General features: G+C 70.9%; 23 protein-coding genes. 10 read left to right on the top strand and 13 right to left on the bottom strand.

The window, feature by feature from the left end; genetic code table 11:
- Positions 1-19 precede the first annotated feature (19 nt).
- The 3 genes from ACFOWZ_RS38765 to ACFOWZ_RS38755 are packed head-to-tail and all read right to left on the bottom strand — an operon-like array spanning position 20 to position 2,842.
- Positions 20-1,042, bottom strand: coding sequence for a hypothetical protein (locus ACFOWZ_RS38765; protein ID WP_382378938.1), 1,023 nt, complete (start codon positions 1,040-1,042; stop codon positions 20-22).
- A 4-nt stretch (positions 1,043-1,046) separates the two neighbouring features.
- Positions 1,047-1,235 carry a hypothetical protein gene (locus ACFOWZ_RS38760; RefSeq protein WP_382378937.1) on the bottom strand — a complete coding sequence of 63 codons (189 nt, stop codon included), beginning with the start codon at positions 1,233-1,235 and terminating at the stop codon, positions 1,047-1,049.
- Positions 1,236-1,237: 2 nt separating this feature from the next.
- On the bottom strand, positions 1,238-2,842 hold the full coding sequence (locus tag ACFOWZ_RS38755) for a hypothetical protein (protein ID WP_382378936.1): 1,605 nt from the start codon (positions 2,840-2,842) through the stop codon (positions 1,238-1,240).
- A 156-nt stretch (positions 2,843-2,998) separates the two neighbouring features.
- Between ACFOWZ_RS38755 and ACFOWZ_RS38750 the strand changes: the two genes are divergently transcribed.
- Positions 2,999-4,168, top strand: a complete 1,170-nt coding sequence (locus ACFOWZ_RS38750; protein WP_382378935.1) for a polysaccharide biosynthesis protein — start codon at positions 2,999-3,001, stop codon at positions 4,166-4,168.
- Between the two features lie 7 nt (positions 4,169-4,175).
- On the opposite strand, the gene ACFOWZ_RS38745 is transcribed toward ACFOWZ_RS38750, so the two are convergent.
- Positions 4,176-8,228 (bottom strand): alpha-(1->3)-arabinofuranosyltransferase, encoded by a 4,053-nt coding sequence (locus tag ACFOWZ_RS38745; RefSeq protein WP_382378934.1) that lies wholly within the window; start codon positions 8,226-8,228, stop codon positions 4,176-4,178.
- Between the two features lie 182 nt (positions 8,229-8,410).
- Between ACFOWZ_RS38745 and ACFOWZ_RS38740 the strand changes: the two genes are divergently transcribed.
- The gene (locus ACFOWZ_RS38740; RefSeq protein WP_382378933.1) at positions 8,411-9,040 is read left to right on the top strand and encodes a class I SAM-dependent methyltransferase; all 630 of its coding nucleotides are present in this window, start codon (positions 8,411-8,413) and stop codon (positions 9,038-9,040) included.
- Here the strand turns inward: ACFOWZ_RS38740 and ACFOWZ_RS38735 are convergent.
- Positions 9,037-9,525 (bottom strand): GNAT family N-acetyltransferase, encoded by a 489-nt coding sequence (locus ACFOWZ_RS38735; RefSeq protein WP_382378932.1) that lies wholly within the window; start codon positions 9,523-9,525, stop codon positions 9,037-9,039. The two genes, ACFOWZ_RS38740 and ACFOWZ_RS38735, sit on opposite strands and share 4 nt — an antisense overlap.
- A gap of 46 nt (positions 9,526-9,571) precedes the next feature.
- Positions 9,572-11,119 (bottom strand): substrate-binding and VWA domain-containing protein, encoded by a 1,548-nt coding sequence (locus ACFOWZ_RS38730; protein WP_382378931.1) that lies wholly within the window; start codon positions 11,117-11,119, stop codon positions 9,572-9,574.
- 63 nt (positions 11,120-11,182) lie between these two features.
- On the opposite strand from ACFOWZ_RS38730, the gene ACFOWZ_RS38725 reads away from it, so the two are divergent.
- Positions 11,183-11,902: an ankyrin repeat domain-containing protein gene (locus ACFOWZ_RS38725; RefSeq protein WP_382378930.1), complete on the top strand. Its 720-nt coding sequence runs from the start codon at positions 11,183-11,185 to the stop codon at positions 11,900-11,902.
- A 230-nt stretch (positions 11,903-12,132) separates the two neighbouring features.
- Here ACFOWZ_RS38725 and ACFOWZ_RS38720 read toward each other — a convergent pair whose 3' ends face one another.
- Entirely contained in the window at positions 12,133-13,170 is a 1,038-nt protein-coding gene (locus tag ACFOWZ_RS38720; protein ID WP_382378929.1) for a pyridoxamine 5'-phosphate oxidase family protein, read from the bottom strand.
- Between the two features lie 56 nt (positions 13,171-13,226).
- On the opposite strand from ACFOWZ_RS38720, the gene ACFOWZ_RS38715 reads away from it, so the two are divergent.
- Positions 13,227-13,835, top strand: a complete 609-nt coding sequence (locus tag ACFOWZ_RS38715; RefSeq protein ID WP_382378928.1) for a TetR/AcrR family transcriptional regulator — start codon at positions 13,227-13,229, stop codon at positions 13,833-13,835.
- Here the strand turns inward: ACFOWZ_RS38715 and ACFOWZ_RS38710 are convergent.
- The 4 genes from ACFOWZ_RS38710 to ACFOWZ_RS38695 all read right to left on the bottom strand — a co-directional run bounded on the left by ACFOWZ_RS38710 (position 13,813) and on the right by ACFOWZ_RS38695 (position 18,895).
- On the bottom strand, positions 13,813-15,207 hold the full coding sequence (locus ACFOWZ_RS38710) for a GH36-type glycosyl hydrolase domain-containing protein (RefSeq protein ID WP_382378927.1): 1,395 nt from the start codon (positions 15,205-15,207) through the stop codon (positions 13,813-13,815). The two genes, ACFOWZ_RS38715 and ACFOWZ_RS38710, sit on opposite strands and share 23 nt — an antisense overlap.
- A 2-nt stretch (positions 15,208-15,209) precedes the next feature.
- Complete coding sequence (locus ACFOWZ_RS38705) at positions 15,210-15,608, bottom strand: hypothetical protein (protein WP_382378926.1); 399 nt, start codon at positions 15,606-15,608, stop codon at positions 15,210-15,212.
- Positions 15,609-15,652: 44 nt separating this feature from the next.
- A complete protein-coding gene (locus ACFOWZ_RS38700) occupies positions 15,653-17,986 on the bottom strand; it encodes a VIT domain-containing protein (RefSeq protein ID WP_382378925.1) in 2,334 nt (777 codons plus the stop codon).
- Between the two features lie 339 nt (positions 17,987-18,325).
- Entirely contained in the window at positions 18,326-18,895 is a 570-nt protein-coding gene (locus ACFOWZ_RS38695; protein WP_382378924.1) for a MerR family transcriptional regulator, read from the bottom strand.
- A gap of 87 nt (positions 18,896-18,982) precedes the next feature.
- On the opposite strand from ACFOWZ_RS38695, the gene ACFOWZ_RS38690 reads away from it, so the two are divergent.
- Both ACFOWZ_RS38690 and ACFOWZ_RS38685 read left to right on the top strand, forming a co-directional pair.
- Positions 18,983-19,951, top strand: coding sequence for a hypothetical protein (locus ACFOWZ_RS38690; RefSeq protein ID WP_382378923.1), 969 nt, complete (start codon positions 18,983-18,985; stop codon positions 19,949-19,951).
- A 5-nt stretch (positions 19,952-19,956) separates the two neighbouring features.
- The gene (locus ACFOWZ_RS38685; RefSeq protein ID WP_382378922.1) at positions 19,957-20,472 is read left to right on the top strand and encodes a GNAT family N-acetyltransferase; all 516 of its coding nucleotides are present in this window, start codon (positions 19,957-19,959) and stop codon (positions 20,470-20,472) included.
- Here ACFOWZ_RS38685 and ACFOWZ_RS38680 read toward each other — a convergent pair.
- The gene (locus ACFOWZ_RS38680; protein ID WP_382378921.1) at positions 20,439-21,593 is read right to left on the bottom strand and encodes a glycosyltransferase; all 1,155 of its coding nucleotides are present in this window, start codon (positions 21,591-21,593) and stop codon (positions 20,439-20,441) included. The genes ACFOWZ_RS38685 and ACFOWZ_RS38680 overlap by 34 nt on opposite strands.
- Positions 21,594-21,733: 140 nt before the next feature.
- On the opposite strand from ACFOWZ_RS38680, the gene ACFOWZ_RS38675 reads away from it, so the two are divergent.
- Entirely contained in the window at positions 21,734-22,099 is a 366-nt protein-coding gene (locus ACFOWZ_RS38675) for a cupin domain-containing protein (RefSeq protein WP_382378920.1), read from the top strand.
- Positions 22,100-22,106: 7 nt separating this feature from the next.
- On the opposite strand, the gene ACFOWZ_RS38670 is transcribed toward ACFOWZ_RS38675, so the two are convergent.
- A complete protein-coding gene (locus ACFOWZ_RS38670; protein WP_382378919.1) occupies positions 22,107-23,081 on the bottom strand; it encodes a pentapeptide repeat-containing protein in 975 nt (324 codons plus the stop codon).
- 44 nt (positions 23,082-23,125) lie between these two features.
- Here ACFOWZ_RS38670 and ACFOWZ_RS38665 point away from each other — a divergent pair, with 44 nt between their 5' ends.
- Genes ACFOWZ_RS38665 through ACFOWZ_RS38655 form a run of 3 tightly spaced genes read left to right on the top strand, consistent with a single transcriptional unit; the run spans position 23,126 to position 24,860 of the window.
- Entirely contained in the window at positions 23,126-23,704 is a 579-nt protein-coding gene (locus ACFOWZ_RS38665) for a hypothetical protein (protein WP_382378918.1), read from the top strand.
- Complete coding sequence (locus tag ACFOWZ_RS38660; RefSeq protein ID WP_382378917.1) at positions 23,704-24,282, top strand: hypothetical protein; 579 nt, start codon at positions 23,704-23,706, stop codon at positions 24,280-24,282. Before ACFOWZ_RS38665 ends, ACFOWZ_RS38660 begins: the two co-directional genes overlap by 1 nt.
- Positions 24,279-24,860: a hypothetical protein gene (locus ACFOWZ_RS38655; RefSeq protein ID WP_382378916.1), complete on the top strand. Its 582-nt coding sequence runs from the start codon at positions 24,279-24,281 to the stop codon at positions 24,858-24,860. The genes ACFOWZ_RS38660 and ACFOWZ_RS38655 overlap by 4 nt, the downstream gene beginning before the upstream one ends.

Raw genomic sequence — 24,860 nt, 5'->3', positions numbered from 1 at the left:
AACTTTCGCCTGGGGAGCGTTACCGCGACGCCCCGTGACCGGCAACCACCGCGTTACACAACAGGTCGAGCAACGCGGCAGCGGCGTCCGAGCCGAAGTCCTTGCGGCGCGCCCGGACCGTGACCGTGGTGACCTCTCCTGCCGTCACCACGCCGAACGCCACCCCCGAACGCCCGCTGGCCGTCGGGAAGAAACGCAGGGACCGGACGCTCGCCTTGACGACGCCGAGGTTCGACACGAGGAACGTCGAGCCGAGGCGGGAGGCCAGCAGGCGCATTCCCAGCTGTGCCACCGGGTTCCGCCCACTGGGGAAGCCCGCTTCCGGCGCCGCACCAGCCAGCAGCACGCGCACCTCGTCCGGGCCCGCCCCGGCGGGCAGGCGCAGTCTGAGCAACGCGCTGTCGACCTCGGGACGTGGATCGGCGCCCCCGCGCCAGGACGCGCCGATCGCGGCGACGATGCGGCCGTGCGGCACCCCTCGGGCGGCGTTCCACCTGCGCGTGGTGTCCACCGCGGCAAAGGTGAGCGCGGCGCTGCCGAGCTTGGTCTTGGGCAGCGCACGGGACACGAGGTGGTCACCGAGAGAGTTGCCGCGCGACGAGGGCTGGATTCGCGTGGGCGGCGTCCACACCGCCTCGCGCACCCGGTCCAGCGCGTTCAGGAGGTAGGGCCGCTCGACGCCGCGGTGCGCCACACCGGTGGCGGAGCTCTGCACCGGTTCGCCGAGCGCGATCCCGAGCAACGCGACCAGGCCGAGGCCGTCGACGGCGCCGTGGTGCGCGGCGATCAGCAACGAGTCGCCGGAAACTGCTGCTCGGACGAGCGGATCGCCTGCGCGGTAACGGGAGTCGGCGAACTCCGCGCGTGCGGCGTCCCAATCGGACGGTCGCAGCACGACGGCTGCCGGACCGAGGTTCGGGAAGGCGTCGGACGCACGCGCCAGCCGCGCGGCCACGGTCGCCGGGTCCGGCGCCTCGCGCAGGGTCGCCTCCAGCAGGATGCTCCAGGAGGCGGCCGGATCCCCGGAGAAGACCACGGCCACCCGGTCAGCGGGAGCCGTAGTCGAGAACGTCGGGCTCGCTCGCCTGCTTCAGCGGCTGACCCTGCTCCTGCAACTGCTCCTGCTGCCGCTCCATCACCTTGTCCGGGTGGTTCTGGGCGACGACGACCGCGCCGACGCCTCCGGCGAGTGCGGCCCCGGCGACGACCGCGACCAGGAACGAAACCAGGCCCACGACTACTCCTCACGGTTAGGTGCCGAGAATCTACCGACGGGTAACCGTCTCCACAACAGGCCGACGCCGATCAGTGACCCAGCCGCGACCCACGCCAGCACAACGGGTGCAGCAGGTGGGCCGTTCGGTGCAGCGGGCGCTGCTCCTGGAACGCGGTACAGCGTCAGGTCCGGCCCGTCGTGCACTTTCTCCAGTCGCCCCAGGAGGTTCTGGTCCACCCGGCCGGGCGTTCCGTGCTCCACCAGGACCCACCCGATGCCGCTCAGATCACCGGCGCGCAGCCTGGCCGCCCGCGGGTCCTCCCCCGCCACGATCCGGCCACCGACGGACAACGAGTCGTCCACGACGGTCGTGCCGGGCAGGTAGCGCGGCGCGGGGTCGAGCTGGGTGCGCCCGTCGTTCCAGTCGAACCTGCGGAACGCCGACAACGGGAACACGGCCACATCGCCGGGCCGGCCCACGAGCTTCTCCCGCACCGCGGCCCAGTCCGGCGGGTAGTCCACCGGTTCGAGCCGTCCGAACCCGCCCCACGCGAGATCCGGCAGCAGCCCCAGCAACAACACGACCACCAGCAACCGGGCGCGCAGCCGTTCCACCGCGACGGCGAGCCCGAGCGCGAACGGCAGCGCGAGCCACGCCACCCACTTCTGACTGTCCCGCAACAGCCCGGCGCCCGGCACGTGCTCGATCAACGCCTCCAGCACCGGCACACCGCCGGGCAGCACGGCGATCAGCGCCAGGAACGCCCCGAGCACCCCCAGGCCCGCCAGCGGCCACACGGGCAGGCGTTTCGACAGCTCCCGCAACCCGAGCACCGCCGCGCCGAGCAGCAGCACGGTGATCACCGGCAGCATCGGGTTGGCGCGGCTCGCCGGCACGACCTCGGCGTTCCAGATCCCGCCGAGCCCCAGCACGCTCAGCACCGGCCCGCCCCAGTTCTCGCCGCGCGCGCTGAACGCCTCGACGCCCGCCGGGTCGGAAAGCCCGTCGTGCAGCAGTGAGGGCACCCACCACGGCGCGTTCAGGACCACACCGACGGCGAGGACCTGCCACGCCTTGCGCCGTCCCGCCGTCGCCAGCGCCGTGCCGAGAGCGAGGATCCCGCCCGGCGCCGACAGCACCGCGGGCAGGCTCGCGAGCACGAGCCGGGTCCACGCGCGGGGTTCGCCCTCACGCATCTTCAAGCCCGCCATGGCGACCCACGGCAGTGCCGCGTAGCCCAGCAGCAACGTCCAGTGGCCGATGAAGAGCCGTTCGGCGACGTAGGCGTTCCACGAGTACGCCACGGCCGCGACGATCCGCACGCCGGTCTTCTCCGTCGGCACCAGCAACCCTGCACCCAGCGCGCCGACGAAGACGATCGCCAGCAGCACCAGTTTCTGCACCAGCTGACCGGGGACGACCTGCGTCAGCAGCGCCACCACGGCGTCCACCGGCACCGCCCGAGGCAACGCGTCACCAAGCCCGAACGCGGCCGCATTCAGGGGCTGTGTGGGCGTGAAGACCATGTCGTAGACGAGGACGTAGCCCGGCATGAGGGCAGGGGCGATCGCAGCGAGGGCCAACGCCGCGCACGTGGCGTAGAGCTTCACTCCGTTCGGCCGCACTTGCTCCCTCTCCGGTCGCGCTGGGGCTACAGTCGCCGAAACTACCGGCCGGTACTACCGACGGGTAGTGAGTACGCGGGGAGCTTTCGTACTCTCCTGGCGCACGAAAGGGCCCCGCGTGCGTCCTGCGGCACCCTGCCACCGGAAGGATCCGGCGTGTCCGCTCCGGCAACGACCACCTCTCGCCTGGACGCCCTGCTCATCACCGGCGCCCTGCTGGGCGCCAACGCGGCGAGCTACGTCCTGACGATCGCGGCAGCGCGTGCGCTGGCACCCGCGGTCTTCGGCGAGCTCAGCGCGTTGCTCGCGCTCGTGGTCATCGGCGTGGTGCCCGCGATGAGCCTGCAGACCGTCGCCGCGCTGCGCGTGACGAGCCTCGGCCCGCGCCCGCTGTTCGGGCTGGGACTGAGTGTGAGCGCGGGCATGACCGTGCTGACGCTGGCCCTCGTGCCCGTCCTGACCAGCCTGCTGCACCTGGACGGCCCGTGGCCGGTCGTGTGGCTGGCGCTGTCGCTGGCCCCGCTCACGGTTCTCGGTCTGCTGCACGGCCTCCTGCAGGGAACGCAGCGGTTCGGCGCGCTGGCGTTGCTGGTGTCGCTGGAAGGCCTCGGCAAGGTCGGTGGCGGCGTGACCGGGCTGTGGCTCTCGCCGTCGTCGACCTCGGTGCTGGCAGGCACGGCGATCGGCTCGTTCCTGGTCGTGCTGGCGGGGTGGACGCTGTGCGGCAGGCCTCGCCCGGCCCGGCCGCTCGGAGGGTCCGAGGTGCTGCACGCGTCTCAGGCGATGCTCGCGCTGGTGCTGCTGGTGAACCTCGACCTCGTGCTGGCCCGGCACCAGCTCGCGGACCTCGCGGGCGGTTACGCGGTGGGTGCGGTCGTCACGAAGATCGCGTACTGGCTGCCGCAGGCGGTGGGCGTGCTGGTCCTCCCCCGCATGGCGTGCCCCGACGAACGCCGCCGCACGCTGCCCAAGGCCCTCGCGGTGTGTGCGGGCCTGGACGCGTTCGTGATCGCGGGCTGCGCGTTGTTCGGGCCCCTGGGTGTGTCGCTGATCGGTGGCGCGAAGTACCACGGCGAGATGATCCCGTTGTGGCAGTTCGCCCTCGTCGGCTCGTGCCTCGCGTTGGTGCAGCTGCTGCTGTTCTCCCGGATCGCGAGCGGTGACCGCCGGTCGACGTTCGCCGTGTGGATCGCAGTCGGCGCCGAGATCGTGCTGATCACCCAGTGGCTCAACGGTTCGGTCGGTCAGGTCGTGACCGGTGCGCTGCTCGCCACCGCCGGTCTCGTGGTCACCGGTGCCGTGATCGAGGCACGATCACGGCACTAGTGCCGCACTAGGAAGCGACCGGCTCGACGGGCGCCGTCTGTTCGACGTCCTTCTCCGACTCCGCCCGGTGCTGCGGACCGAACGGCCGGAACGCGGCCGCCACCACCGCCGACACCGCCACCAGCAGCGAGGCCTGCACCAGCGGGATGTAGGCCCACTCCTGCCCGTGCCCCAGAACCCTGCCCAGCACGGCGACACCGGTGCCGAGCGCGACCCCGCTCAGCGCGATCACCTTCGGCGCCGCCGCCCAGAACTCCCGCGCCAGCAGGCACGCGATCAACGCCACGATCGGCAGCATTCCGCCGAGCACCGCGAGCAGCACGAGCATCGCGATCACCAGCCACCGGCCGCGCGACGGCTCCACGAACTCCACCCGCCGCCGTGACGGGAGCGCGGCGAGCACGAGCACCGCCAGCACGCCCAGCACCCCGATCAGCAGGCCCGTCCGGTACCGCGCGTCCGGCACGAAGTCCAGCGTGACGACACCGCCGTCGCCCTCGGGCAGGACCCACGCCTGCTGCCAGCCGTCGACCCTGGTCTTCGGCAGCACCTGGCCGTTCAGCGTGGCCGTCCAGCCGTCGTTGACGTTCTCCGGCACCACGAGCAACGCCTTCGCGCCCGCCGCCACGGTGATCTCGCGTTCGGTGGCGTCCCACGTGGAGATGGTGACTTCCCGGTGCGTGGCAGCGGGTTTCGGCAGTTCGAGGTGTGTCACGGACACGTCCTGCACCACGAACGAGTCCGACCTCGACGTGGACAACACGTGGTCACCGGCTGGCAGCTCCAGCGCGGTCGCGAGGTCGTCGTCGCACAGGGTCGCCTTGAGCGGACGGTTGCCCGCCACGTCCCCGAGCACGCCGGTGACCGAGCTGTTGATCTTCTTGCCGTCGATCTCGACGACCGGTCCACGTCCACACGGCACGGTGAACGGCGTCGTCGCCGGCACCGGCTTCAGCACGCCGTCCAGCGCGGGCACCCGGAGCTCACCGATCTCGGCCGGTCCCCTGCCACCCGACTCGCGCACCGCGATCTCGAGCTTCTCGGTGGGCGCCGGCTTGATCGTGACGAGGCCGTCCGCGCCGACGCGCACCACCTCGGTGCCCGCGTCGGTGCGCACTTCGAGCTCCACCGGGATCCTGGCGCCCTTCGCGCCCTCGATCCGGAATTCCGACACGGTCTTCTTGCCCTGCCAGGCCACAGTGAGCGTGGGCTTGAGGTCGGTCACGTCCGGCACCCACGACGTCCCCGCATCACCGTCCACGGCGAACAGCGGGCTCGCCGCGACGTCACCCGCGAGCGACGACGTGCCCGTGACGGTCACCCCCTCCGGCGCCACCGGGTTCTTCGCGCCGGCCGCGGGCACCACGGTGGCGTTCACCGCGAACTTCCCGTCGGCCGAGGTGCGGAACAGCCGGGTGAGACCGTTGACCTCCTCGCCGAACCTCGACAGCGCCGAGTCGCACCGCACCGCGTCGTCGATCCGGTAGCAGGCGGGCCGGGACTGGCTGCCGCGGGTGAAGGAGAAGCCGGGCTTGGGCGCGTCCTGGTCCCGCGGCACGCGCAGGGCACGCTGCGCCGTCATGCCCGGCACGCTCAGCTCCTTGATGCCGACGTTGCCGTCCTGCCGGTCCGCCGCGACACCGAGGATCGTGACGCGCACGGTGCTGGTCAGTCCCGGACGGACGCCGTAGGTGTGCGCGCCACCGCCGGACGGCACGTCGTGGTCGCTCTCGCCGGTGTCGGTGGTGATCCGGATGCGGTTCACGGCCCAGCCGACGCGCAGGTCGTCGACCAGGTCGAGCCTCACCTCGCCGACCGTCCGCGGGGTGTCGAGCGCGATCTCGAGCCACTGCCCGACGGGCCCGGTGTAGCTCGACGAGTGCCACGCCGACCCGCCGTCGCCGTCCACCGCGGCGAACGGCGAGTTGGCGGGGTCGATCGAGCCCGCCGCGTCGGCGTAGGCGGTCGAGGTGGACGCGCGGACGGCACGGATGCCGCGGTACTCCGCGACGGTCTGGTGTTTGACGTCCTGGAACGGCGACACGTCGAGCGCGACGCGGCCCTGCCGGGAGGCCTCGTCCGCGGACATCGTCTGGCTGAGGTTGTCCGACACCCTGCCGACGTTGCGTTCCTTGCGCCGCAGGCCGTCCGTGATGAGCAGCTCGCCGGACTTCTCCGTCGAGTCACCGGCCAGAACCGCCGGCTGATCGGCCTTGATCAGTCCCTGTGAGAGCAACGGCAGCAACGACTCCGGCCCGCCGCTCACGGTCGCGACGTCCGCGGCGTTGACCGCCGTCACGGCCGCGACCGGGCGCTTGACCTCGTAGACCTCGAGGGACTTGCCGGTCGCCGTCGCGTCGACCAGGCTGACGAGCTTCTGGTCGCTCATCTTCACGTCCGGCCCGAACTCGGCGACCCGTTCGATGCCTGGCGAGCCCTGAAGCCCTTGACGCAGCACGGTGAGCGGTGGTGATCCGGTGGCCTCGCGCGCGATGTCGTTGCGCAACAACAAGAACCGGTAGCCGCCACGAGCGAGGAAGTCCGCGAGTCCCGCCGAGCCGCGTCCGTCGGAGAGCGCGTCGTAGACGGCGTCCATGAACCGCGTGTTGCCCTCGGACCCGAGGGGCACCTGGTTGCGCACCGCCCACGGCGCCTCCGCGAGCGACTGCATCGGCTCGTCCACGGTCCTGCCCCACGTGTACTGGCCGAAACCGCTGGCGGGCAACAACAACGTCCGCGCCCGGCCGTCCTTCTCGGCGAGCCACGACGCCGCCTGGCGCCAGTGGTCCGGCACGTCCGACCAGCCGAGACCGGGCCGCAGGGTCAGCAGCCACGCGGGTGCCGCGACGACCGCGATCAGCAGCAGGGCGAACCCGATCCGGAGCCGCCGCCGCCAGTTCTCCGGCGCCGCCCGCATGCCGACGGGACGGGAGAGGTGCAGCCCGTGGATGAACCCGAGGATCAGGCACAGCCGCAGCACGGGCTCGAACTTGTGCACGTTCCGCAACGGCGCGAGCGGGCCGTCGAGCAGCCCGCGCACCACCTCGGCGAGCGGTGAGTCGAGCGACCCGACGTAGCCGACGGTCAGCAGCGTCAGCCCGGCGAGCGTGCCCAGCACCAGGAAACGGCGTTCCGGCAGGCCGAGCCGCGCCAGGCCGACGACACCGATCAACGCCACGAGCGCGGTGCCGGCCATCAGCACGGGGTTGTCGACGAGCACGAACCCGTTGGGCCACCACGGTTCGCCCTGGAGCACGTACGCGACCCACTGGTTCGTCCCGCGCAGCACCTGGAACAACGACATCGGCGCGGTCGTGTTCGCCGCGGACTCGATGTAGTCGAGGAACGGCAGGCTGTACCGGCCGAGCAGCAGCAGGGGAACGATCCACCACAACGCGACGCCGATGACGCACCCGGCCCACCACAGCACGAGCTTCACGTGCTCGCGGTTCCACTTGCGCGTCAGCAGCCAGATGCCGGGCAGGACGAGCGACATGACGACCATCGCGCCGTTGATGCCGCCCATCCCCAGCACGGCGAGCGCGGACAGCGCGGCGGCCTTGCGCGGTGACCCGATCCTGTCCGCCAGCACCAGCGGCAGCAGCACCCACGGCAGCATGACGGCGGGCAGCATCTCCGCCGACAACGGCCCGATCTCGGTCAGCACCCGAGGAGCCACCGCGTAGGCGATCGCGCCGACGTACCGCGTCGGCTCCTGGCCGATGTTCAAAGCGCGGGCCAGCCGCAGCACGCCGTAGAAGGCGAGGCACAGCAGAAGGGCACACCACAGCCGTTGGGTGATCCACGCGGGGACGCCGAGGATCTGGCCGATGGCGAAGAACGGTCCCATCGGGAAGAAGTAGCCGTACGCCTGGTTCTGCAGCTCGCCCGCCGTCGCAGCGGGATTCCACAGGTGAAGGGCCCTGGAGAGGAAGCCGAGCGGGTTGACGGCGAGGTCGAGTTTCGTGTCGAACGTCGCCGTCCCGAACCTCTGCGCGAACGACAGCACCGTGAGTGCGACGAGCACCCACGTCGTCGGATTCCGGTGTGCGATCTTCAAGCTTCTGATGGCGGAGGAAGTTACCACCGGGTAGTGCTCCAGGGCGACTATCGCTATCTTGGGCCCCCACGACGTTCTGGGGCGCACTCAGGCAGGTGGCGATGACTTCTTCGGTTGCGTTCGAACAAGCTTGGGAGCTCGGTGAGAAAGTCCCCGGCTGGTTGACAGTTGACCAGGCCACCATGCTGTGGAGAGCGGCGCTGCGGCTCGGTCCCGGCGCGCGGATCGTGGAGATCGGCAGCCACAAGGGCCGGTCCACCACCGTCCTGGGCATCGCGGCCCGGTCCGTCGGCGCCACCGTGGTCGCCGTCGACCCGTTCGTCGAAGGCAAGCTGTTCGGTGGCACGCCCACCCGCACGCTGTTCGAGAAGAACGTCGCCCGCGCGGGCCTGACGGACGTCGTGCAGCTCGAAGCCGAGTACAGCACCGAGTTGCGCAAGCGCTGGAACGAGCCCATCGACCTGCTGTACATCGACGGCAAGCACGACTACTGGACCTACACCGACGACATGCTCTGGTCGGAGAACCTCGCGCCAGGCGGCGAGATCCTGGTGCACGACGCGTTCTCGTCCATCGGGGTCACCAGCGGCATTCTGGTGAAGGTGTTGTGCGGCAAGCGGTACGTGTACCTCGACCGGGCGGGCTCCATGGCGCGCTTCCGTTTGGCGCAGCCGACGTGGGCCGACCGCAGGCGCGTGCTGGCCGAGATGCCGTGGTTCCTGCGGAACGTGGGGATCAAGGTGCTGCTACGTCTGCGGCTGCACGCCGTCGCGCGGTGGTTCGGCCACGACAGCCCGTACGACCCGTACTAGAGCACGCGCTCGTACCAGGTCCCCGGCTCGCCACCGAGGTGAGCCGGGTCGGCCGGACCGACCGCGACGAACCCGGCCTTGGTCAGCACCTTCGCAGACCCGGTGTTGCGGTGGACCGTGGCCGCCCGCAGCGTGCGCACCCCGTACTGCTCCGCCGCCAGCCGGCACAGTTGCAGGACGGTCGCGGTCGCCACGCCGCGGCCGGCGACGTGCTGCGCGACGCGGTAGCCGAGTTCCGCGGTGTGGTCCTCGATGTCCATCAGGTTGAACCTGCCGAGCACCGCGCCGTCCTCGGCGACGAGCACGTGGAAGACGCAGATGCCGGCTTCCTGCTCGGCCAGCAGGGCGCGGAACCGTTCGGTGAACCGGTCGAAGAAGTCGTCGCCGCGGTCGGGGACGGAGGCGGCGAAGTAGGCGCGGTTCGCCCGCTCGAAGGCGAGGACCGCGGGACCGTGGTCCTCGTGCAGCCGGGTCAGCTCAGGCATTGCGCGGACGCTACCCAAGTGGTGCGCCCGGCCCACCTGATTTTGTCTACTGAGGCCTGCACGCGGGCGGCTGGCACAGCATGGTGCTCAGTGCCTGCGCGAAGATGTCGCTGATGCCGGCGGGGTCGACGGTCGTGAACGCGCGTCCGCCGGTCGCCTCGGCGATCTTCGTCAGCTCGTCGACGTCGACGTCCGGGCCCATGCCGATCGCGATGACGGGCAACGGCCGGCGCTTGTCCTGGAGCTTGCCCAGTTCCTCCAGGAGCTTCTGCTGGCTGATGGAGTCGGGGTCCTCGTTGCGGCCGTCGGTCATGATCGCGACGATGTTGATGCGGCCGAGCTCCCAGTTCTTGCGCGCCTCCTGGTAGGCCGCGAGCGTGGTGTCGTAGAGGCCGGTCGAGCCGTTGGCCGTCGCACGGGTCGCCCGCACCGCCGCGACGGCCTTGCCGTTCGCGAGATGATCCTTGACCGACGCGAACGGGATGATCTCCTTGTAGTCCTTGTCGCCGTCGAGCTTGGTGGAGAACTTCCACAGCCCGATCTGCGTGCCGGGCTTGAACAGGCCCAGGCCGCGTTCGGCCGCGGCGACGGCGAGCGCCATCCGGGTGGTGCCGGTCCTGGGCACGATCTGGTTCATCGAGCCGGACACGTCCAGCACGCCCAGCACCCGTGCGGTGAGCGTCAGTCCCGCCCAGACGCGCAGGGTCTCGTCGACGAACGCCTGGTCGAGGCCGACCGCCTTGTCGTCGGGGACGCGCAGGCCGAACTTGTCCAGGTTCGTCCCGGATCGCAGTCGTGCCAGGAACTTCTCGGCTCCCGCACGCTGCTGCTCCCCCGCGTCCGGCAGCACTACGTACGGGAAGTCCAGCGGTGGCACGGGGTTCTCGGGGGCGACCGCCGCGAGCCTGGTCGCGCCGGGCGTGGAGTTGTGCCGGTTCAGGGCCTGCTGGGAGGTCGGGAAGACGTCCAGCGGCCGGTTGAACAGGTCGTCGGCCTGTTCGGCGTAGTCGGCGGACACCGGGCGGATCGCGGCGACCGTCGCGGCCGCCGGGTCCTTCTCCCCCGACGCGAACCCGCGCATCGCGAGCAGCGCCGACAGGCTGGCCGGGTCCTTGGCGGGGTCGGCGATGCCGGCGACCGCCTTGGCGCCGGGGCCGATCAGCTCGCGCCAGTTCTTGCCCTTCGCGGGATCCTTCACGGCGAGCAGGACCGGTGACTGCGCTACCGAGATGCCGGACTCCGGCACACGCCAGGCACCGGAATCGCGCGCCTGCCGCAGCCACATCGTCGACTCCGGCACCCACACCGACGGCGATTCCTGACCGTTGACCAGGCGGGTCATGGTCTCCCGCGCGGACTCGGCCCTGATCTCGACGCGGTAGCAGTCGCCGGTGACGTCGAGGCCGTCCGCGGCCTCGGTCAGCGCCGGGGCGACCGCGGGCGCGGCGGTGATCAGGACCGTCGCCGGGTTCGTGCAGCGCGCCGCGTTGAGCCGGTCGATGACCGCGTCACCACCGATCCAGGCGACGATCGACAACACGAGCAGCACCGAGAGCCCGACGACGGGCGCCGTCACCCGCCGTGGTCGCACCATGGCGGACACCTTAGACAACCGGAGGCGCAACCAGAACTCCCCGGTTCCGGGAAGACTGGAGCGGTGACGACCATCCGGAACGACGAGCCGCTCGCGGTGGCCGTGACGACCGCGATCCGCGGCGGTGATCTCACCGCGCTGCGGAAGTTGCTAGCGGACAACGAAGGCCTGGCGACCGCGCGGATCGCCGACGACAGCGGCTGCTCCCGCTCTCTCCTGCACGTGCTGACGGACTGGCCGGCCCGCTGCCCCAACGGTGCGCTGACCGTGGCGGCACTGGTCGACGCAGGAGCCGATGTCAACGCACGGTTCGAAGGAACGCACCGCGAGACGCCGTTGCATTGGGCGGCCAGCGCCGATGACGTCGACGTGCTCGACGCCCTGCTCGACGCGGGCGCGGACATCGACGCGGACGGGGCGGTGATCGGCGGCGGCACCCCGCTGGCGGACGCGCGGGCGTTCGCCCAGTGGCACGCGGCGTACCGGCTCGTCGAGCGCGGGGCGAAGGTCACCCTGGTCGACGCCGCCACGCTCGGCCTGCTCGACCACGTCGAACGCCTGCTCCCCTCCGTGCCGAAGCAGGAGGTCGACGCGGCGTTCTGGGGCGCGTGCCACGGCGGCCGGCGGGAGTGCGCCGAACGTCTGCTGGACAGCGGCGCGGAGCTGAACTGGATTCCGCCGTGGGAGCCGCTGACACCGCTGGACGCGGCAGTGCGCCACGGCTTCGACGATCTCGCCGCGTGGCTGCGGAGCCGGGGAGCCGAAAGCGCGAAGGAGCTGTGACCAAGCAGGCTGGCGGAAGTCGTGTGCGTCACTCGCCCACTGGACGTGCTTCCGGCCCCGATGGCGTCTGCAAGTACGACCAACTCAACATCAACAGACACTTTGCTACCACCAACAGGCCTGTCCTGGCCTGAGGCACGGTGGCGGTTCGGTGGTTACGAACAGGTTGGGTGTGGTTGACGGCGATTTGATCAAGAGTTGGTGGTACTTGCAGACGTCTGGCCAGGTGCTCAGTGGTCGACGTCGTACCCCTCCTTGCGCAGGCCCCACCGGTAGGAGAGGTTCATGAGCCTCCTCAACCACGTGACGGGCACGAGATTGACCACGCCTGCGGTGTTGGCGGCCAGGTGCGCCTTCCCCAGAGCCATCATGTCGGGTGCTTCATCGCGGTCGACGTGCGCTGCCGGCGTCCACAACCGGGCTTCTGCCACCGCGTCGCTCTCGGTCAGCTCCGCCGCCTCGACGTCCACGACGAGCGCGGCGTGCGGTGGCGTGCCGCGCAACGACAACGGTTCCAGCAGGGCGGGATCCACGGTGATCGTCGCTCTGCCCCGGACGTGCAGCACGTCGGTGCGTCCGGGCACGAGAGCGGCGAACGAGAGCCGGTCGTCCTCGACCAGGTTGCGCAGCGTGTCCGTGCGCTTGTTGCCCTTGCGGTCCGGGATCACGAGCGTGCGGCCGTCCAGGATCCGCGCCGCGGTCTGCTTGTCCCCACGAGGACTGGTGTCGCTTCCGCGTGATGAGTCCCATGTGGACAGAGCCAGGAATGGGGCGCCGGCGAGGAAGTTCGCGACACCGGGCTGGGCCAGCGGGCCGGTGCCCGTGACCTCGGCGGGTGTGGGATCGACCGGTGGTTTCCACAGCCCGGAACGCAGGACGGCCTGGGCGCAGTGCACGTAGACCTGCTCGACGTCCAGCACCACCCGGCCCCGGCGCGTACTGGCGGAACCGTTGACCCGCAACGTTTCCCCGACGCCCGGCAGCAGGAACACCAGCGACGCCGGTCCGTGGGCGGACTCGTTCGCGCTGAAGGAGATCCGGCGTGCTGAGTGCACGCGCACGAAACCCGGACCGCCACCGACGAACGTCGTCCTGCTCGTTCCTGCGGCGTCCCGGTGACCGAAGCCCGCGATCGGGCTGCGCGCGAGCACGGCGACGGATCCCTCGTCGAGCGCGCCGACCTCCTTCAACATGATCATCGACGCTGGCCGCCCCACGACCCCCTCGATCTCCTCCACGGTCGTGAGTCGTTTGTTTTCGCAGGTCATGCCACTATTATGAGCTTTTGCTCAGGTTTCGACCACTCGCTTTCGAAGGGACCGCGATGCCGTCCGCCAAGGGTCGTCTCGAAGCACGTCGCAAGCCCAGTCAGGTGCGCGCGGAGCTCACCCGCGACCGCATCCTGACCGCGGCTGCTCACGTTTTCACCGAGCACGGGTACGCGGCGGGCACCACCAACCGCATCGCCGAACGGGCTCGCGTGTCGATCGGCTCGCTGTACCAGTACTTCCCCAACAAGGACGCGATCCTGGCCGAGCTGCTGGTGCGGCACATCGACCGCGGCGCCTCGGCACCGGCCGGAGACCTCTCTCCGGGAACCCTGGAGGCGGTGGTGCGCACGATCGTCCGCGACGCGATCGACAACCACCGCGACGACCCCAAGTTGCTCCGGATCATGATCGAGGAGGCGCAGTTCTCCCAGGAGTTGCGCGACACGGTCGCCCGGCACGGCAAGCAACGCGTCGGCGAGATCCGCGACCTGCTCGCCCGGCACCCCGACGTCCGCGTGCAGGACGTGGACACCGCCGCCGACCTCATCGTGTTCACCGTGGAGATGAACGTCCACCGCTTCTCCGCGTTCCCGCAGACAGCGTCGATCGAGGCCGTCGAGAACGAGCTCGTGGACATGGTCACGCGGTACCTGCGCGGCTGAACTGTCGCCGCATCGTGCCGTCGGGCTCGGGTTCCACGCCGAGGAGGCGCAGGTAGCCGAGCAACGGCTGGGAGTGGCTGTGCAGGTTGGCGACGGGATACGCCTGCATCGCCACGCCGACCTCGGGCAGCGCCCAGGTCTCGCCGGGCCTGTCGTTCTCCGGCCCGAGGTAGCAGTCGGGGCCGGTCACCGTGCCCGTCCACGTGTTCGGGTAGGCGGTGGAGTGCGCGTGCAGGGTCATCCGCCGCCACTCGTCCCACGCCAGGTCCTGGTCGTAGCGGGAGGCCGCCCACACCAGCGTCATGTTGACGGAGAACCACACCTGGCTTGCCGGACCGGCCTGCCACCGGTGCCGCGCGCCGAGCGGTGACCCGGCCCGGCACCTCTCGTCGATCGTGGCGAGCAACGCGCGCGCCTGCTCTGATGTGGCCGCACCGCAGAGGATCGCCCACGGCTGCGCCTCCAGCCACAGGTCGTGATCACCGATGGGCGCACCACCGGGAGCGTGCGCGCGCCGGAACCACCGTCCGTTCCACTCGTTCGCAACCCTCTCGCGCAGGTCGGCGGCCCGTTCCCGCGCCTCGGACGCCGTCGCGCGATCACCGAGTCGTTCGGCGAGCCCCGCGTACACCGGGAGCACCCAGGCGGCCATCGCCGAGTTCAGCACCGACTCGCCGCGTTCGATCATCAGCTCGCGGTCCACCCCGGACTCGGTGATGGCGAGGTCGTTCCAGTCGGCGTTCAGGATCCGCACGTGCCCGTGCTCCCCGACACCCACCTCGTCGGCGAAGAACCGGAACTGGCGCCGCAGGTTCTCGCCGAGCGGCACCGGCTCCGCGCCGTGGCAAGGGTGGTACGGCACCGGCCGTTCGAACGCGGCGAGGTCACCGGTCGCGGCGGCGTATTCGGCGGCGAGCCAGAGCGCCCACAGGTTCTGGTCGGACGGGCGGAACAGCTGCGTCCACGGCTGCTTGCGGCCGTCGAGTGCGTAGGGCAGGTCGCCGTCCGGGCTTCCCCAGGCGCAGGTGTTGCGCAGGACGGACAGCGCGAGGTCGGGTTCGAGGTGGACGAGCGGGAGCGCGTGTTGCAGCGGATCCCTGGCCGCGCCGTTGAAACCGTGCCGGAACGAGTAGGCGGACCCCTGGTTGAGGGTGTGGCCGCCGAGCACGCCGTCGACGCAGGCTCCGCCGGTGAGCATCGCGGCGTGCCAGGCGATCTCGGACGAGCCGGTGTGGAGGGGGAGCCGTTCCCGCAGTGCGGCAAGGGTTCCGGCGTAGATGCGCTCCGGGCGCGGCAGTGGGCCGTCGAGCAGGCCGAACCGGAACCACACGGTCTTCCGACCGCCCGGCGGCAGGTCGACGTCGACCTCCACCGTCAACGCTCCAGCAGTCGCCTCCACCCGCTCGCCGCCAACCCCACGACAGTTGCTTGATGAACGGAACCTTCATCGACGTCAGGTGGATGAAGGTTCCGTTCATCCAGCACCGCCACGTCCCGCGCCGGCCCGAACACCTTGGTGCGCGCGGCATCCGTGGCCAGCGACCCGAACCGGCAGATGCCCGTGTTCTCGGCGAGCCACCGGCAGTCGACGTGCTCGTCCCACACGCTCGCGAGCCCGTCACTTCCCGCCACCAGCGTGATCCGGCGGTTGCCCACGTGCACCCGGTGCCGGGTCGAGGGCGGGTCGATGATCGGATCCCACGGCGTGGGGCCTGCCCGGTACTCGAACGCGGGCAGGCCCTCAGCCGTCGTCCACTCCCCGAACGCACTCACACGGTCAAGCGTTCCGTCGGCGGCCGGGGGCGGGCTAGGTCCGTTCAGCGCCAGAACGACCGGCGGCGGTCCTTCGCCACGACCTGACCGGCGAACTCCCGCAGCACCTGCACGGCCCGTGCCCACAGCTCGTCGACGTTCCCGCCGGCGGTCAGTTCCGCGACCAGGCGGCGCAACGGTTCGTACGCCGGGCCCTGCTTGCCGGCGACGAGAGTGCCCAGCCTGCTGACCAGGTCCGCGAGCAGCTCCTCGCGTTCCCAGGTGGGGCGGCCCGCGTCCTTCTCCAGGCGCTGCACCTCCAGCGCGGCGATCTCCCGGAGTTCCGCCGAGTCGTCCACAACGGCTCCACCCCCGGCCATCGGCTCAGGCGCCGACGACAGCGGGCGGCCGCGGAATCGGCCTGCGGCCTGCGGTGCGGGTGGCGGGGCGAACGCGGCGGGCGCGGACGGGGCGAAACCGGCCGGCGCGGACGGGAGGGCGAGCCCGTCGGGCGCGGCTCCGAACCTGCCGGGCGCCGGAGCGAACCCGACCATCGGCGGAGCCGGGAGTTCCCAGCCCGAGGGGTGTTCGACCGGCTGCACCACCCTGTGCACCGTGCCGTCGGACACCACCTGCTCGTCCACGGCGACGAACGCCGTGAAGCGGCACAACACCCCGAACCGCAGCGAGGTCCGCACGATCTCCGCTTCCAGGGTCCTGTCGCCGGTCGCGTACCGGTCCTCGAGATCACGCAGTGCCGCACGCGCCCACTGCGCGCGGACCGCGGGCTCATCCAGCTGCCGCACGGAGACGACCTCCTGCCAGTCCGCGCCGTCGCGCGTCCGGCCGCGCACGGTCATCGACTCCGGGGCGGACCCGCTGTACCGGCCGAAGACCACCAGCGGCACACCCGGATAGATGGCCGACACGGGCAACGAGGACGCGGGCGTCACCGCCACGTCGGTGATCACCGGCGCGCCGATCCGGCGCTGGATGTGCGTCATCGCCTCGTCCAGGCGGTCCTCGCTCTCGACGAGCTCGCACCGGCCCGCGCCCCTGGCCGCGAGCCTGCCGAGGAACCCCGCGTTGACGGCCCTGTCGATGCCGACGGCGTGCACCCGCGTCCGGTTGATCACCGGGGCGATGTCGCGCAGGATCTGGTCCTCGTTGCCGACCTGACCGTCGGTGACCAGCACCAGCACGGGGTCGCGGCCCTCGGCGGCGTCGGCCAGCAGGCTCAGTCCCTGCCGCAGCGGCTCGAACAGCTCGGTCCCGCCGCGCGCCTGGATCCCCGCCAGGTGCTCGACGGCACGGAAGCGGTGGCGGTCGGTCGCCGTGACGAGACCCGTCCCGAGCTCGACCGGCCGCTCGACGCGGTCGTCGAAGGTGAGCACGGCGAACGTGTCGTCCGCGGTCAGCGTGTCGACGATCCGCGCCGCCGCGCGCCTGGCCGCGACCATCTTCCAGCCGGACATGCTGCCGGAACGGTCGAGCAGCAGCACGACGTCACGCGGGCGGACCGTGCCCGCCGGTTCCGGTGGCAGAACGGTCAGCTGGTAGGTGCCTTCATCGCCGTCCAGGTCCGGCACGCACACCGCAGCGGTGCTGTTTCCCGCGTACGCCAGGCGAAGCACGAAGTCGCGGTCGACCCGCTCCCCCGGCACGACCGTCACGGTGGTGCCTTCCCGCACGACCGTGTGCAGGCTCGACCGCACCTCGCCGAGTTCGAGACCGGCCGGGTCGACGTCGACGCCGATGCTCAGCCGCACGGGGTTCGGGAAACCGGGCAGCAGCACCGGCGGCGTGATCCGCGAGGCGTCCGGCACCAGGTCCGTGTCGTCGGCGTACCCGTCACCGACGGACGGTCCCGGCAGCGGCGTGCCCGGCACGTACCGCGGCGCCACCACGAGCGGGAAGCGGAACGTGGCCGCGCCGTCCTCGAACACCAGCGGCCCGACCATGCTCAGCTCGACGGTCACCCGTTCACCGGCCGGGATGTTGCCCACCCGCATGGTGAAGACGTCGGGCCGTTCCTCTTCGACTATGGACGCTCTTCGGCCAGACGCGATCGCATCGTCGTAGGCCTGGCGTGCAGCGGCACGTTCCTGCAGTTCGGCTTCCACGACACGGTCACCTGCGGTCATCTTCATACCGGTGACGGCGGCACGGTCCGGCAACGGGAAGACGTAGGTGGCTTCGAGGGCGGTTTCGTGGGTGTTGACGAACCCGGTCGTGAGCACGACACGGCCGATCAGCCCGGTGATCGTCGCCCGCACGTCGAGGCGCTCCAGCGGCAGGTTGCCGCGGTCGGTGCGCAGCGCGCCGACACCCGCGTCCTCGATCGTCCGGCCGACGCGGTCGTGCTCGACGGACGTCATCGGGGCGACGGTGAAGGTCATCGGAATTCCTCCGTGGATACCCCGGCATTCAGGCCGGGAGGAAACGAACCCCTGCGGGGTAGGACAAGGACGGGGTTTCGCCTCCAGGGCGAAAGACCGTGACCCGACCCCCAGGTCGGGCGGTTGGCGGAGCGGCTTGTAGAGTTGTCACGCTCGGTCGGCGACAACCAAGTCGGCCGGGTCTACCGCCGGGCTGGTGGGATGTCAGGTCTGTGGAGCTCGTGTAAGACCGTGGGCGGTACACCGCCCCTGTGCTGGTAATCCCAGGCGGCAACGGGCTGCGAAGCAGAAAACTCGACCCGCGAGGGAAGAATCTCCCGTATTCAGCTGGGAGAGAGGTCAAGGCAGTTCCCTTTCGTTCGTGAGCAGACCACGGGCGGCGAGCAGGTCGAGCAGTGGCCGGGCGGCGGCCGCGATGTCCGCGGTGTCGGCGGCGGTCGGGGCACCCGGCACCAGGAGGACGGCACCCCCGCCGAGCGCCACTCCGTTGAGCGGCACGGCTTTCGCGGGTGGCGGCGCCGCTACCGGTGCCGCGGCGGGTTCGGCCCAGAACCGGGGACGAACGGACTCCTGTGGTGGTGGATCTCCGGACTCCAGCAGGCTGTCCGGAACGCGGGCGATCACCGCCAGCGTCTGGTCGGTCGCCCCCGCGAGCTCGGCCTGGATGTCGGCCAGCGCCCTCCCCTCCGACTGAAGTCTCTTCACGGCCACAAGCTGGAGCAGGTGGCGCTTCTCGTACAGCGCTGTGCGGCCGCGCATCGCCGACGGCCGGTCGACCAGCCCCGTCGTCGCGTACCAGCGGACGGCCCGCTTGTCGGGCACGTCCCGGACGCGGCCGTTGGGCGCGCCCGAGTACTCCGCCGTCAGCGCGGCGGAGACACGGTCCAGCAACTCGTCGAGCGTCCACACACCACGATAGTGACACTGCAATCGTGACAGTGTCAACGTCCAAAACCCGCTCCAGAGCGTGTCCAGTCACCCGGTAGGGTGCCGCGGGTGACCACGAACGAGGTCTCCCCCATCACCGATCACCAAGCGGCTTTGACCGGGATCAAGACCAAGAAAGCGCAGATCCTGTACGCGCTGGACCACCTCCCGCGCGGGTGCACGGTCGAGGAAGTCCGCCGCTGGTTGAACAGGCACGGTCAGCAGGTGCCTGGCCGCCCGTACGCCACGGCGGTCGTGAACGAGTGGCGAGCGCGCAACGGTGTGACCGACACGGGTGGCCAGGTGGTGCTGACGCCGGAACTGATCGCGCAGCTCGACGAGGCCGGCGACACCCCTGCTCCCGAGCCGTCGAAACCCGCTGGTGCCAAGGGTTTCTACGCCGTCGCGTTGATGAGCATCGGTGTCAGCGTGGACACGTCGTGGAGGTTCTTCGAGCAGCGCCTGGGAATCACCGACGTCGTGGAGCGGGTCGTCCTGTTCTCCGTCATGGAGTCGGCGCTGGTCGCGTGCGGCTGGGCGATGCGCGCGGGGGTGCGCCGCGACGGCCGCCCCGGCCCCGCCCGGCTGGTGGCGTGGGGACTGACGGCGTTCGCCGCTTTCGCCGCCCTCAGCCTGTCCGGGCCGGTCGCGGGTGTCGCCCGCGTCCTGCTGGGACCGGTGCTGGGCCTGGTGATGCTGCACCTCGCCCTGGGCATCGAGATCCGCGCGTCCCGTCAGCGCACCACCGCCTGGGCCCGCATTGGCCGTGAGCTCAGGGAACGCCTGCTGTCGTTGCTGGGCCTGGGCGACGACCACCGCGACGCGCTCGCACGCACCCGTGACAGGGCGGCGTTGCGGGCCGCGAAACTGGCGCTGGCCAGCCGGTGGACGCCGTTCCGGACTTCACGTCTGCGCAAGGCTTTGCACGCCTCGCACGTCGCACACGACCCCGTGCAGCGCGACCGGATGCTGCGCGAGCTCGGGGTGCTCCAGCACGCGAAGAAGCTCGCCGAGACCACCCAGCCGTCCCCGTGGTGACGTTCGTGTCGGACACCGGGCTCGCCGCCGAGATCGCCGGACTGGTGAACGAGGTGTACGCCGAGGCGGAGGCCGGAATCTGGAACGACGGTGCCGCACGGACCACCGAGACCGAGGTGGCGGGCCTGATCCGCGCCGGGCAGGTCGCGGTGAAGCGGTCAGGTGACCGCGTCGTCGGCGCCGTGCGCATCCAGCAGCTCGACGACGACCTCGGCGAGTTCGGGATGCTGGTCGCCGCACCGGAGGAACGCGGCACCGGCCTCGGCAGGGAGCTCGTGTCGTTCGCCGAGCAGTGGGGCCGCGAGCGCGGCCTGTCCCGCATGCAGCTCGAACTGCTGGTCCCGCAAACGTGGCCTCACCCGGTCAAGGAGTTCCTTCGCGGCTGGTACACCCGAATCGGCTACCGCGTCGTGCGCACGGCCGACCTGGCCGACGACTACCCGGCGCTGGTGCCCCACCTCGCCTGTCCGTGTGACTTCCTCGTCTTTCACAAGGACCTCGCCGCGGCACGGCAGAGCTGAACGGGGTCGCGCACGTCCGACGCGCTCGCCGCCGCCTTCGCCGCCGCAGTGCGGAAACCGGGATCGCCGAGCACGCGCACCACCGCGTCGCGCAGTCCGTCCACAGTGGATGGGCGAACGATCACCCCGCTTCCCTGCCTGGCCACGCGGTTGGCCATCTCCCACTGGTCACCGCCGCCCGGCACCACCACGACGGGAACCGCCGCCCGCAGCGCCTTGACCAGCATGCCGTGACCACCACCGCAGACCAGCACGGACGACTCGCGCAGCAGTTCGTCCTGCCTGCCGGGACCTGACCGCGCCCACGACGGCAGGTCGTCCGGCGCGGGCGCGAACGTCGACACGACCGCCCGCACTCCGAAGTCCCGCACCGCGTCCAGCGTCATCTCGGCCATGCCGGCGGCACCGGTCCACGCGGTCGACGGCGCGATCATCACCAGCGGAGCGTCACCAGGCGGCGGGCTCATCTGCTGCCGGCTCGCCTCCCACAGCAGCGGCCCGACGACGTGCGCGTTGTCGGGCCAGTCCGGACGCGGAACCTCCAGCGCGGGCAGGGTCGCGATCAGCCGCACCGCGGGCCCCGGCTCCCGCGCGCTCAGCCCGATCCGCTGCCGCACGACCGCCCGTTGCCGTTCGCCCTGGCGGAGCGACCTGGCCGTCATGGCCCGCAGCACGGCGTCCCGCAGCCTGCCCCGCACACCGGTTCCGGGAGCCAGCCCGCTGCCCATGGGTGGCAACGCCTTGGACGGTTCGTAGAGCGGATGCGGCGACAACTGGGCCCACGGCACCCCGATCAGTTCGGCGGCCATGCTCGCGCCCAGTGCCAGGACGTCGCACACCACCAGGTCGGGAGCGAGCTCGGTCAGCGCAGGGACGAGCGCCGACGCCAGCGCTTCGGCCTGGTCGTGCAACGCGCGCCCGAGATCGGCTTCACCGCGCAGGTCGCGCAACGACAGACCCGGCACGCGTGAGGCCGTGATGCCCTCGTTCCCGGCCGCGTCGATCCACCGGCCGCCCGTGAGCAGGACCGGGTCGTCACCGGCCCGCGCGAACCTCAGGCACAACGCGATCGCCGGAACGACATGGCCCGGATCCCCTCCGGAGACGACAGCTACGCGCACAGCCGATCAGCATGCCGAGGGTCACGCACCGTGTCGATGCCTACTTTCGGCCCTAGTGGATGGGCCTTGTGCCACGCGCGGGCCAGGTCTTTTGCGTGCTGTCCTCGACCTGCCAGAACATCCACCCCGAGGAGGCAGCCATGTCCGGACTGCTCGTGAAGCACTTCGACTCACCTGAGGAGACCCGTCCCTTCGAACAGGGCATGGGACAGCTGGACCTGGTCAACACCGACTCGGGCGCGGTCGGACGTGCCGTGTTCCAGCCCGGCTGGCACTGGGCGGACCACGTCAAGCCGCTGGCGCAGACCGACAGCTGCGAGGTCGCGCACAAGGGTTACGTCGTCTCGGGCCGGATGAAGATCGTCATGAACGACGGCGAGGAGGGCGAGATCGGGCCTGGCGACTTCATGATGGCGAAGCCGGGACACGACGCGTGGGTCGTCGGCGACGAACCGTGTGTGATCGTCGACTGGCAGGGCATGGACGACTACGCCAAGAAGCACTGACCGTCGCCTATCTCACGACGTCGTCCATCACCGCGTCCGTCAGATCCGCGTCGGTGAGGTCCGCGCCGCGCAGGTTCGCGTGCGACAGGTCGGCGCCGGTCAGCTTCGCGCCACGGAAGTCGGCATCGGTCAGCGTCGCACCGGACAGGTTCGCGCCGGTGAGGTCGGCTCCGGGGAACCGGGCGCGCAGGGCCTGTGCGTTGCTCAGGTCGGCCCCGACCAGGTCGGTGTCCCTGAACCTGGCGTGGGCGAGGATCGACGACGTCAGCCGCGCACCGGCCAGACCGGCGCCCGAGAAGTCGGCGTCGGTCAGGTCGGTCTGCCCGAGATCGGCTCCGCGCAGGTCCGCGTTGGTGAGGTCGATGTGGAGCCGTTCCCAGCGGGTGTCGTTCCTGCCGGTGACGTCGACCAGCGTGGACAGGTGACGGCTGAGGATGCGTTCTGCGGTCAGGCGCACCTGTTCCTCCTGCAGCCGTCGCTCGTAGAGGTCCTGGTCCTGGCCGTCCGGCGGCCGCGGGCCCGGCGGGGTGTGGGGCATCCGCAGGTACGCGCAGATCACGTTGATGATCGTGGCGCGCTGGTCGGGTGCCCCGATGCCGACGCGTTCGAGGGCGTACAGACCCGCGAGCCGCACGGGTGCCTTCTCGCTGCCGAGCTGGTCCGCGGCCTTCGTGTAGAGCTCGGTGATGCGCCGCTCGGCGGCGTCGAGCTGGCTGACGGCGTCGGCGCGCAGCTGGCGGTCGAGCTCCAGCTCGGTCGAGCGCTGCTTGCGCGCCGCGAGCCACAGCGCGACCAGACCTCCTGCCGCCACCACGATCGTGCCGGCGACCTTGATCGCCTCCAGCCGGGCGCGCGTGGCCGCACGGTCGTCGCCGAACTGCCACAGCAGCACGGTGGTGCAGAGCGTCGCGATCACGAGCAGCACGAGTCCGATCCCGACGATCGCCCTGTTGCTCAGCGCGGTGCCCCGTACAGCGGTCATAGATCATTAGTGACAGATCGAAGCCGAGATGTCACGGTAGGGCGATGGGGATCTTCGGGGGATGGGCGGTCCGCAGGCTCCGGCAGCGTGCGACGAACGAGCAAAAGCTGTTCCACGCCTGCGTCCGCGTGGGCGACGCGCTCGGCGCGCTCCGGCACAGCGACCTGCAGGAACAGGCGATCGAGAAGCTCGTCCAGCGCGAGCCCGGTGTGCCGATCCACCGGTTCTTCCTCGCCGGTGTCTTCTACAACCGCGCGACCGTGCTCGACGCCGTCGGCCTCGGCGAGGAGGCCGTCGCCGCGGCACGCCGCTCCGTCGAGATCTACGACGAGTCCGACCTGGTGCGCGGCGCGCCCGGCGGCGTCGAACGTCAGCTGCGCACGACGCGGCTGGACGCGGACGCCGCCGAACCTCTGATCGCCCAGGCCGCGGACGCACGTGCCCGCCTCGCGCGGCTGCTCGCCAAGTACCACGGCAAGGCGCAGGCCGCCGCGGTCCACCGGCACGGCAAGGCCGCGGTCGAGATCTACGAGCAGCTCCTGCGGTACGGCCGCGAGACAACGCAGGCCGATCTCGACCGCATCCGGGCGCAGTACGCGGCGGCGAAGGAGCACCTGCGCTGATGTCGTTGTTCGAGAAGAGTGTCAACGCCCTGGTCGCGAAAGCCTCCACCCACGCCGCCGCCGGACACCACCACAAGGCGCTGAAGCTCAACGTCCGCGCGTTGAAGCTGCTCGACGCCGCCGTCCGCACCGACCCCACCGGGATCGCCCGGATCGCCAACCAGCCCGCGGCCGCTCGTCTGCACTACGACCAGGCGGCGCTGCACCACAACCTCGGTGCCGGGGAGGAAGCCGTGCGCGCGGCACGAACAGCAGAGCACCTGTACACCGACATCGACCCCACCCACGGCAACCCGGCGGAGGTCGAAGCCGTCGTGCGGCAGTTCCGCAGTGCCCATCCCGGCGACACCGAGTCGTTCGAGGAGCTCATCGGCAACGCGGCGAACTCCCGTTCGCAGCTCGCCTGGATGCTCGCGTGCCACCACGGCTCCAAGGCCGCGGACGCCGTGGAACGCCTCGCCGCCAACGCCGTGCGCACGTACGAGGAGCTCATCCGCGTGAGCCGCACCTACGGGCCGGACGACCTCCGGCTGGTCGTGGCGCAGACCGCCCAGGCACACGAACTGCTCCGCCGATGAGCGCACGACGTCAGGCCAAAGCCGATGCGCTCGCCCAGGCCGCCGAGGTTCTCGCCGCCGCCGGCGACCACTCGCGCGCGTTGCGCAAGCTCATGGCCGCGGAACGGATCACCGATCGCATGCTCAGGGCCGACCGGTCCGACCGGCGTCACCCGGCCGCGCTGGGGGCGCTGAAACTCCGGCAGGCGCTGCTGTGGGGGAAGCTCGACAACTGGAAGCAGGCCATCCGCGCGACCCGGTCGTCCGTCTACTTCTTCCACCAGCTCGACATCATCGGCGCCCCGGAACCCGACCACGTCAAAGCCAGGCTGGCCACGGCTCGCGCGCATCTGGCGAGCCTTCTCGGGGCGTACGGCGTGGACGACGACAACCGGCGCCGCGAGCTGCGGACGTACTTCCAGGATCCCGGCATGTCGCTCTACAGCGAGATCAGCATGCTCGACGGGCTTGCCTGCCACGCCTACCGCGACCTGATCGGGCGCTCGGGCTACACCGAGGACGATTTCGAGCGGGTGTGCAAGCAGGGCGCAGAGGCGTTCCGCGCCTACGCCGCGAGATATCCGAACGGGTCTTGGTAG

The sequence above is a fragment of the Lentzea rhizosphaerae genome (assembly GCF_042649515.1).
GTDB classification, from domain to species: domain Bacteria; phylum Actinomycetota; class Actinomycetes; order Mycobacteriales; family Pseudonocardiaceae; genus Lentzea; species Lentzea aerocolonigenes.
The sequence above is the reverse complement of the archived record's forward strand: the minus strand, read 5'-3'. Positions and strand labels throughout refer to the sequence as shown.

Coding starts and splice junctions, on each gene's coding strand:
- ACFOWZ_RS38740 (WP_382378933.1), top strand. CDS start 8,411: ATGCTGTGGAGAGCGGCGCTGCGGCTCGGTCCCGGCGCGCGGATCGTG.
- ACFOWZ_RS38735 (WP_382378932.1), bottom strand. CDS start 9,525: ATGCCTGAGCTGACCCGGCTGCACGAGGACCACGGTCCCGCGGTCCTC.
- ACFOWZ_RS38730 (WP_382378931.1), bottom strand. CDS start 11,119: ATGGTGCGACCACGGCGGGTGACGGCGCCCGTCGTCGGGCTCTCGGTG.
- ACFOWZ_RS38720 (WP_382378929.1), bottom strand. CDS start 13,170: ATGACCTGCGAAAACAAACGACTCACGACCGTGGAGGAGATCGAGGGG.
- ACFOWZ_RS38715 (WP_382378928.1), top strand. CDS start 13,227: ATGCCGTCCGCCAAGGGTCGTCTCGAAGCACGTCGCAAGCCCAGTCAG.
- ACFOWZ_RS38700 (WP_382378925.1), bottom strand. CDS start 17,986: ATGACCTTCACCGTCGCCCCGATGACGTCCGTCGAGCACGACCGCGTC.
- ACFOWZ_RS38675 (WP_382378920.1), top strand. CDS start 21,734: ATGTCCGGACTGCTCGTGAAGCACTTCGACTCACCTGAGGAGACCCGT.
- ACFOWZ_RS38670 (WP_382378919.1), bottom strand. CDS start 23,081: ATGACCGCTGTACGGGGCACCGCGCTGAGCAACAGGGCGATCGTCGGG.
- ACFOWZ_RS38665 (WP_382378918.1), top strand. CDS start 23,126: ATGGGGATCTTCGGGGGATGGGCGGTCCGCAGGCTCCGGCAGCGTGCG.
- ACFOWZ_RS38660 (WP_382378917.1), top strand. CDS start 23,704: ATGTCGTTGTTCGAGAAGAGTGTCAACGCCCTGGTCGCGAAAGCCTCC.
- ACFOWZ_RS38655 (WP_382378916.1), top strand. CDS start 24,279: ATGAGCGCACGACGTCAGGCCAAAGCCGATGCGCTCGCCCAGGCCGCC.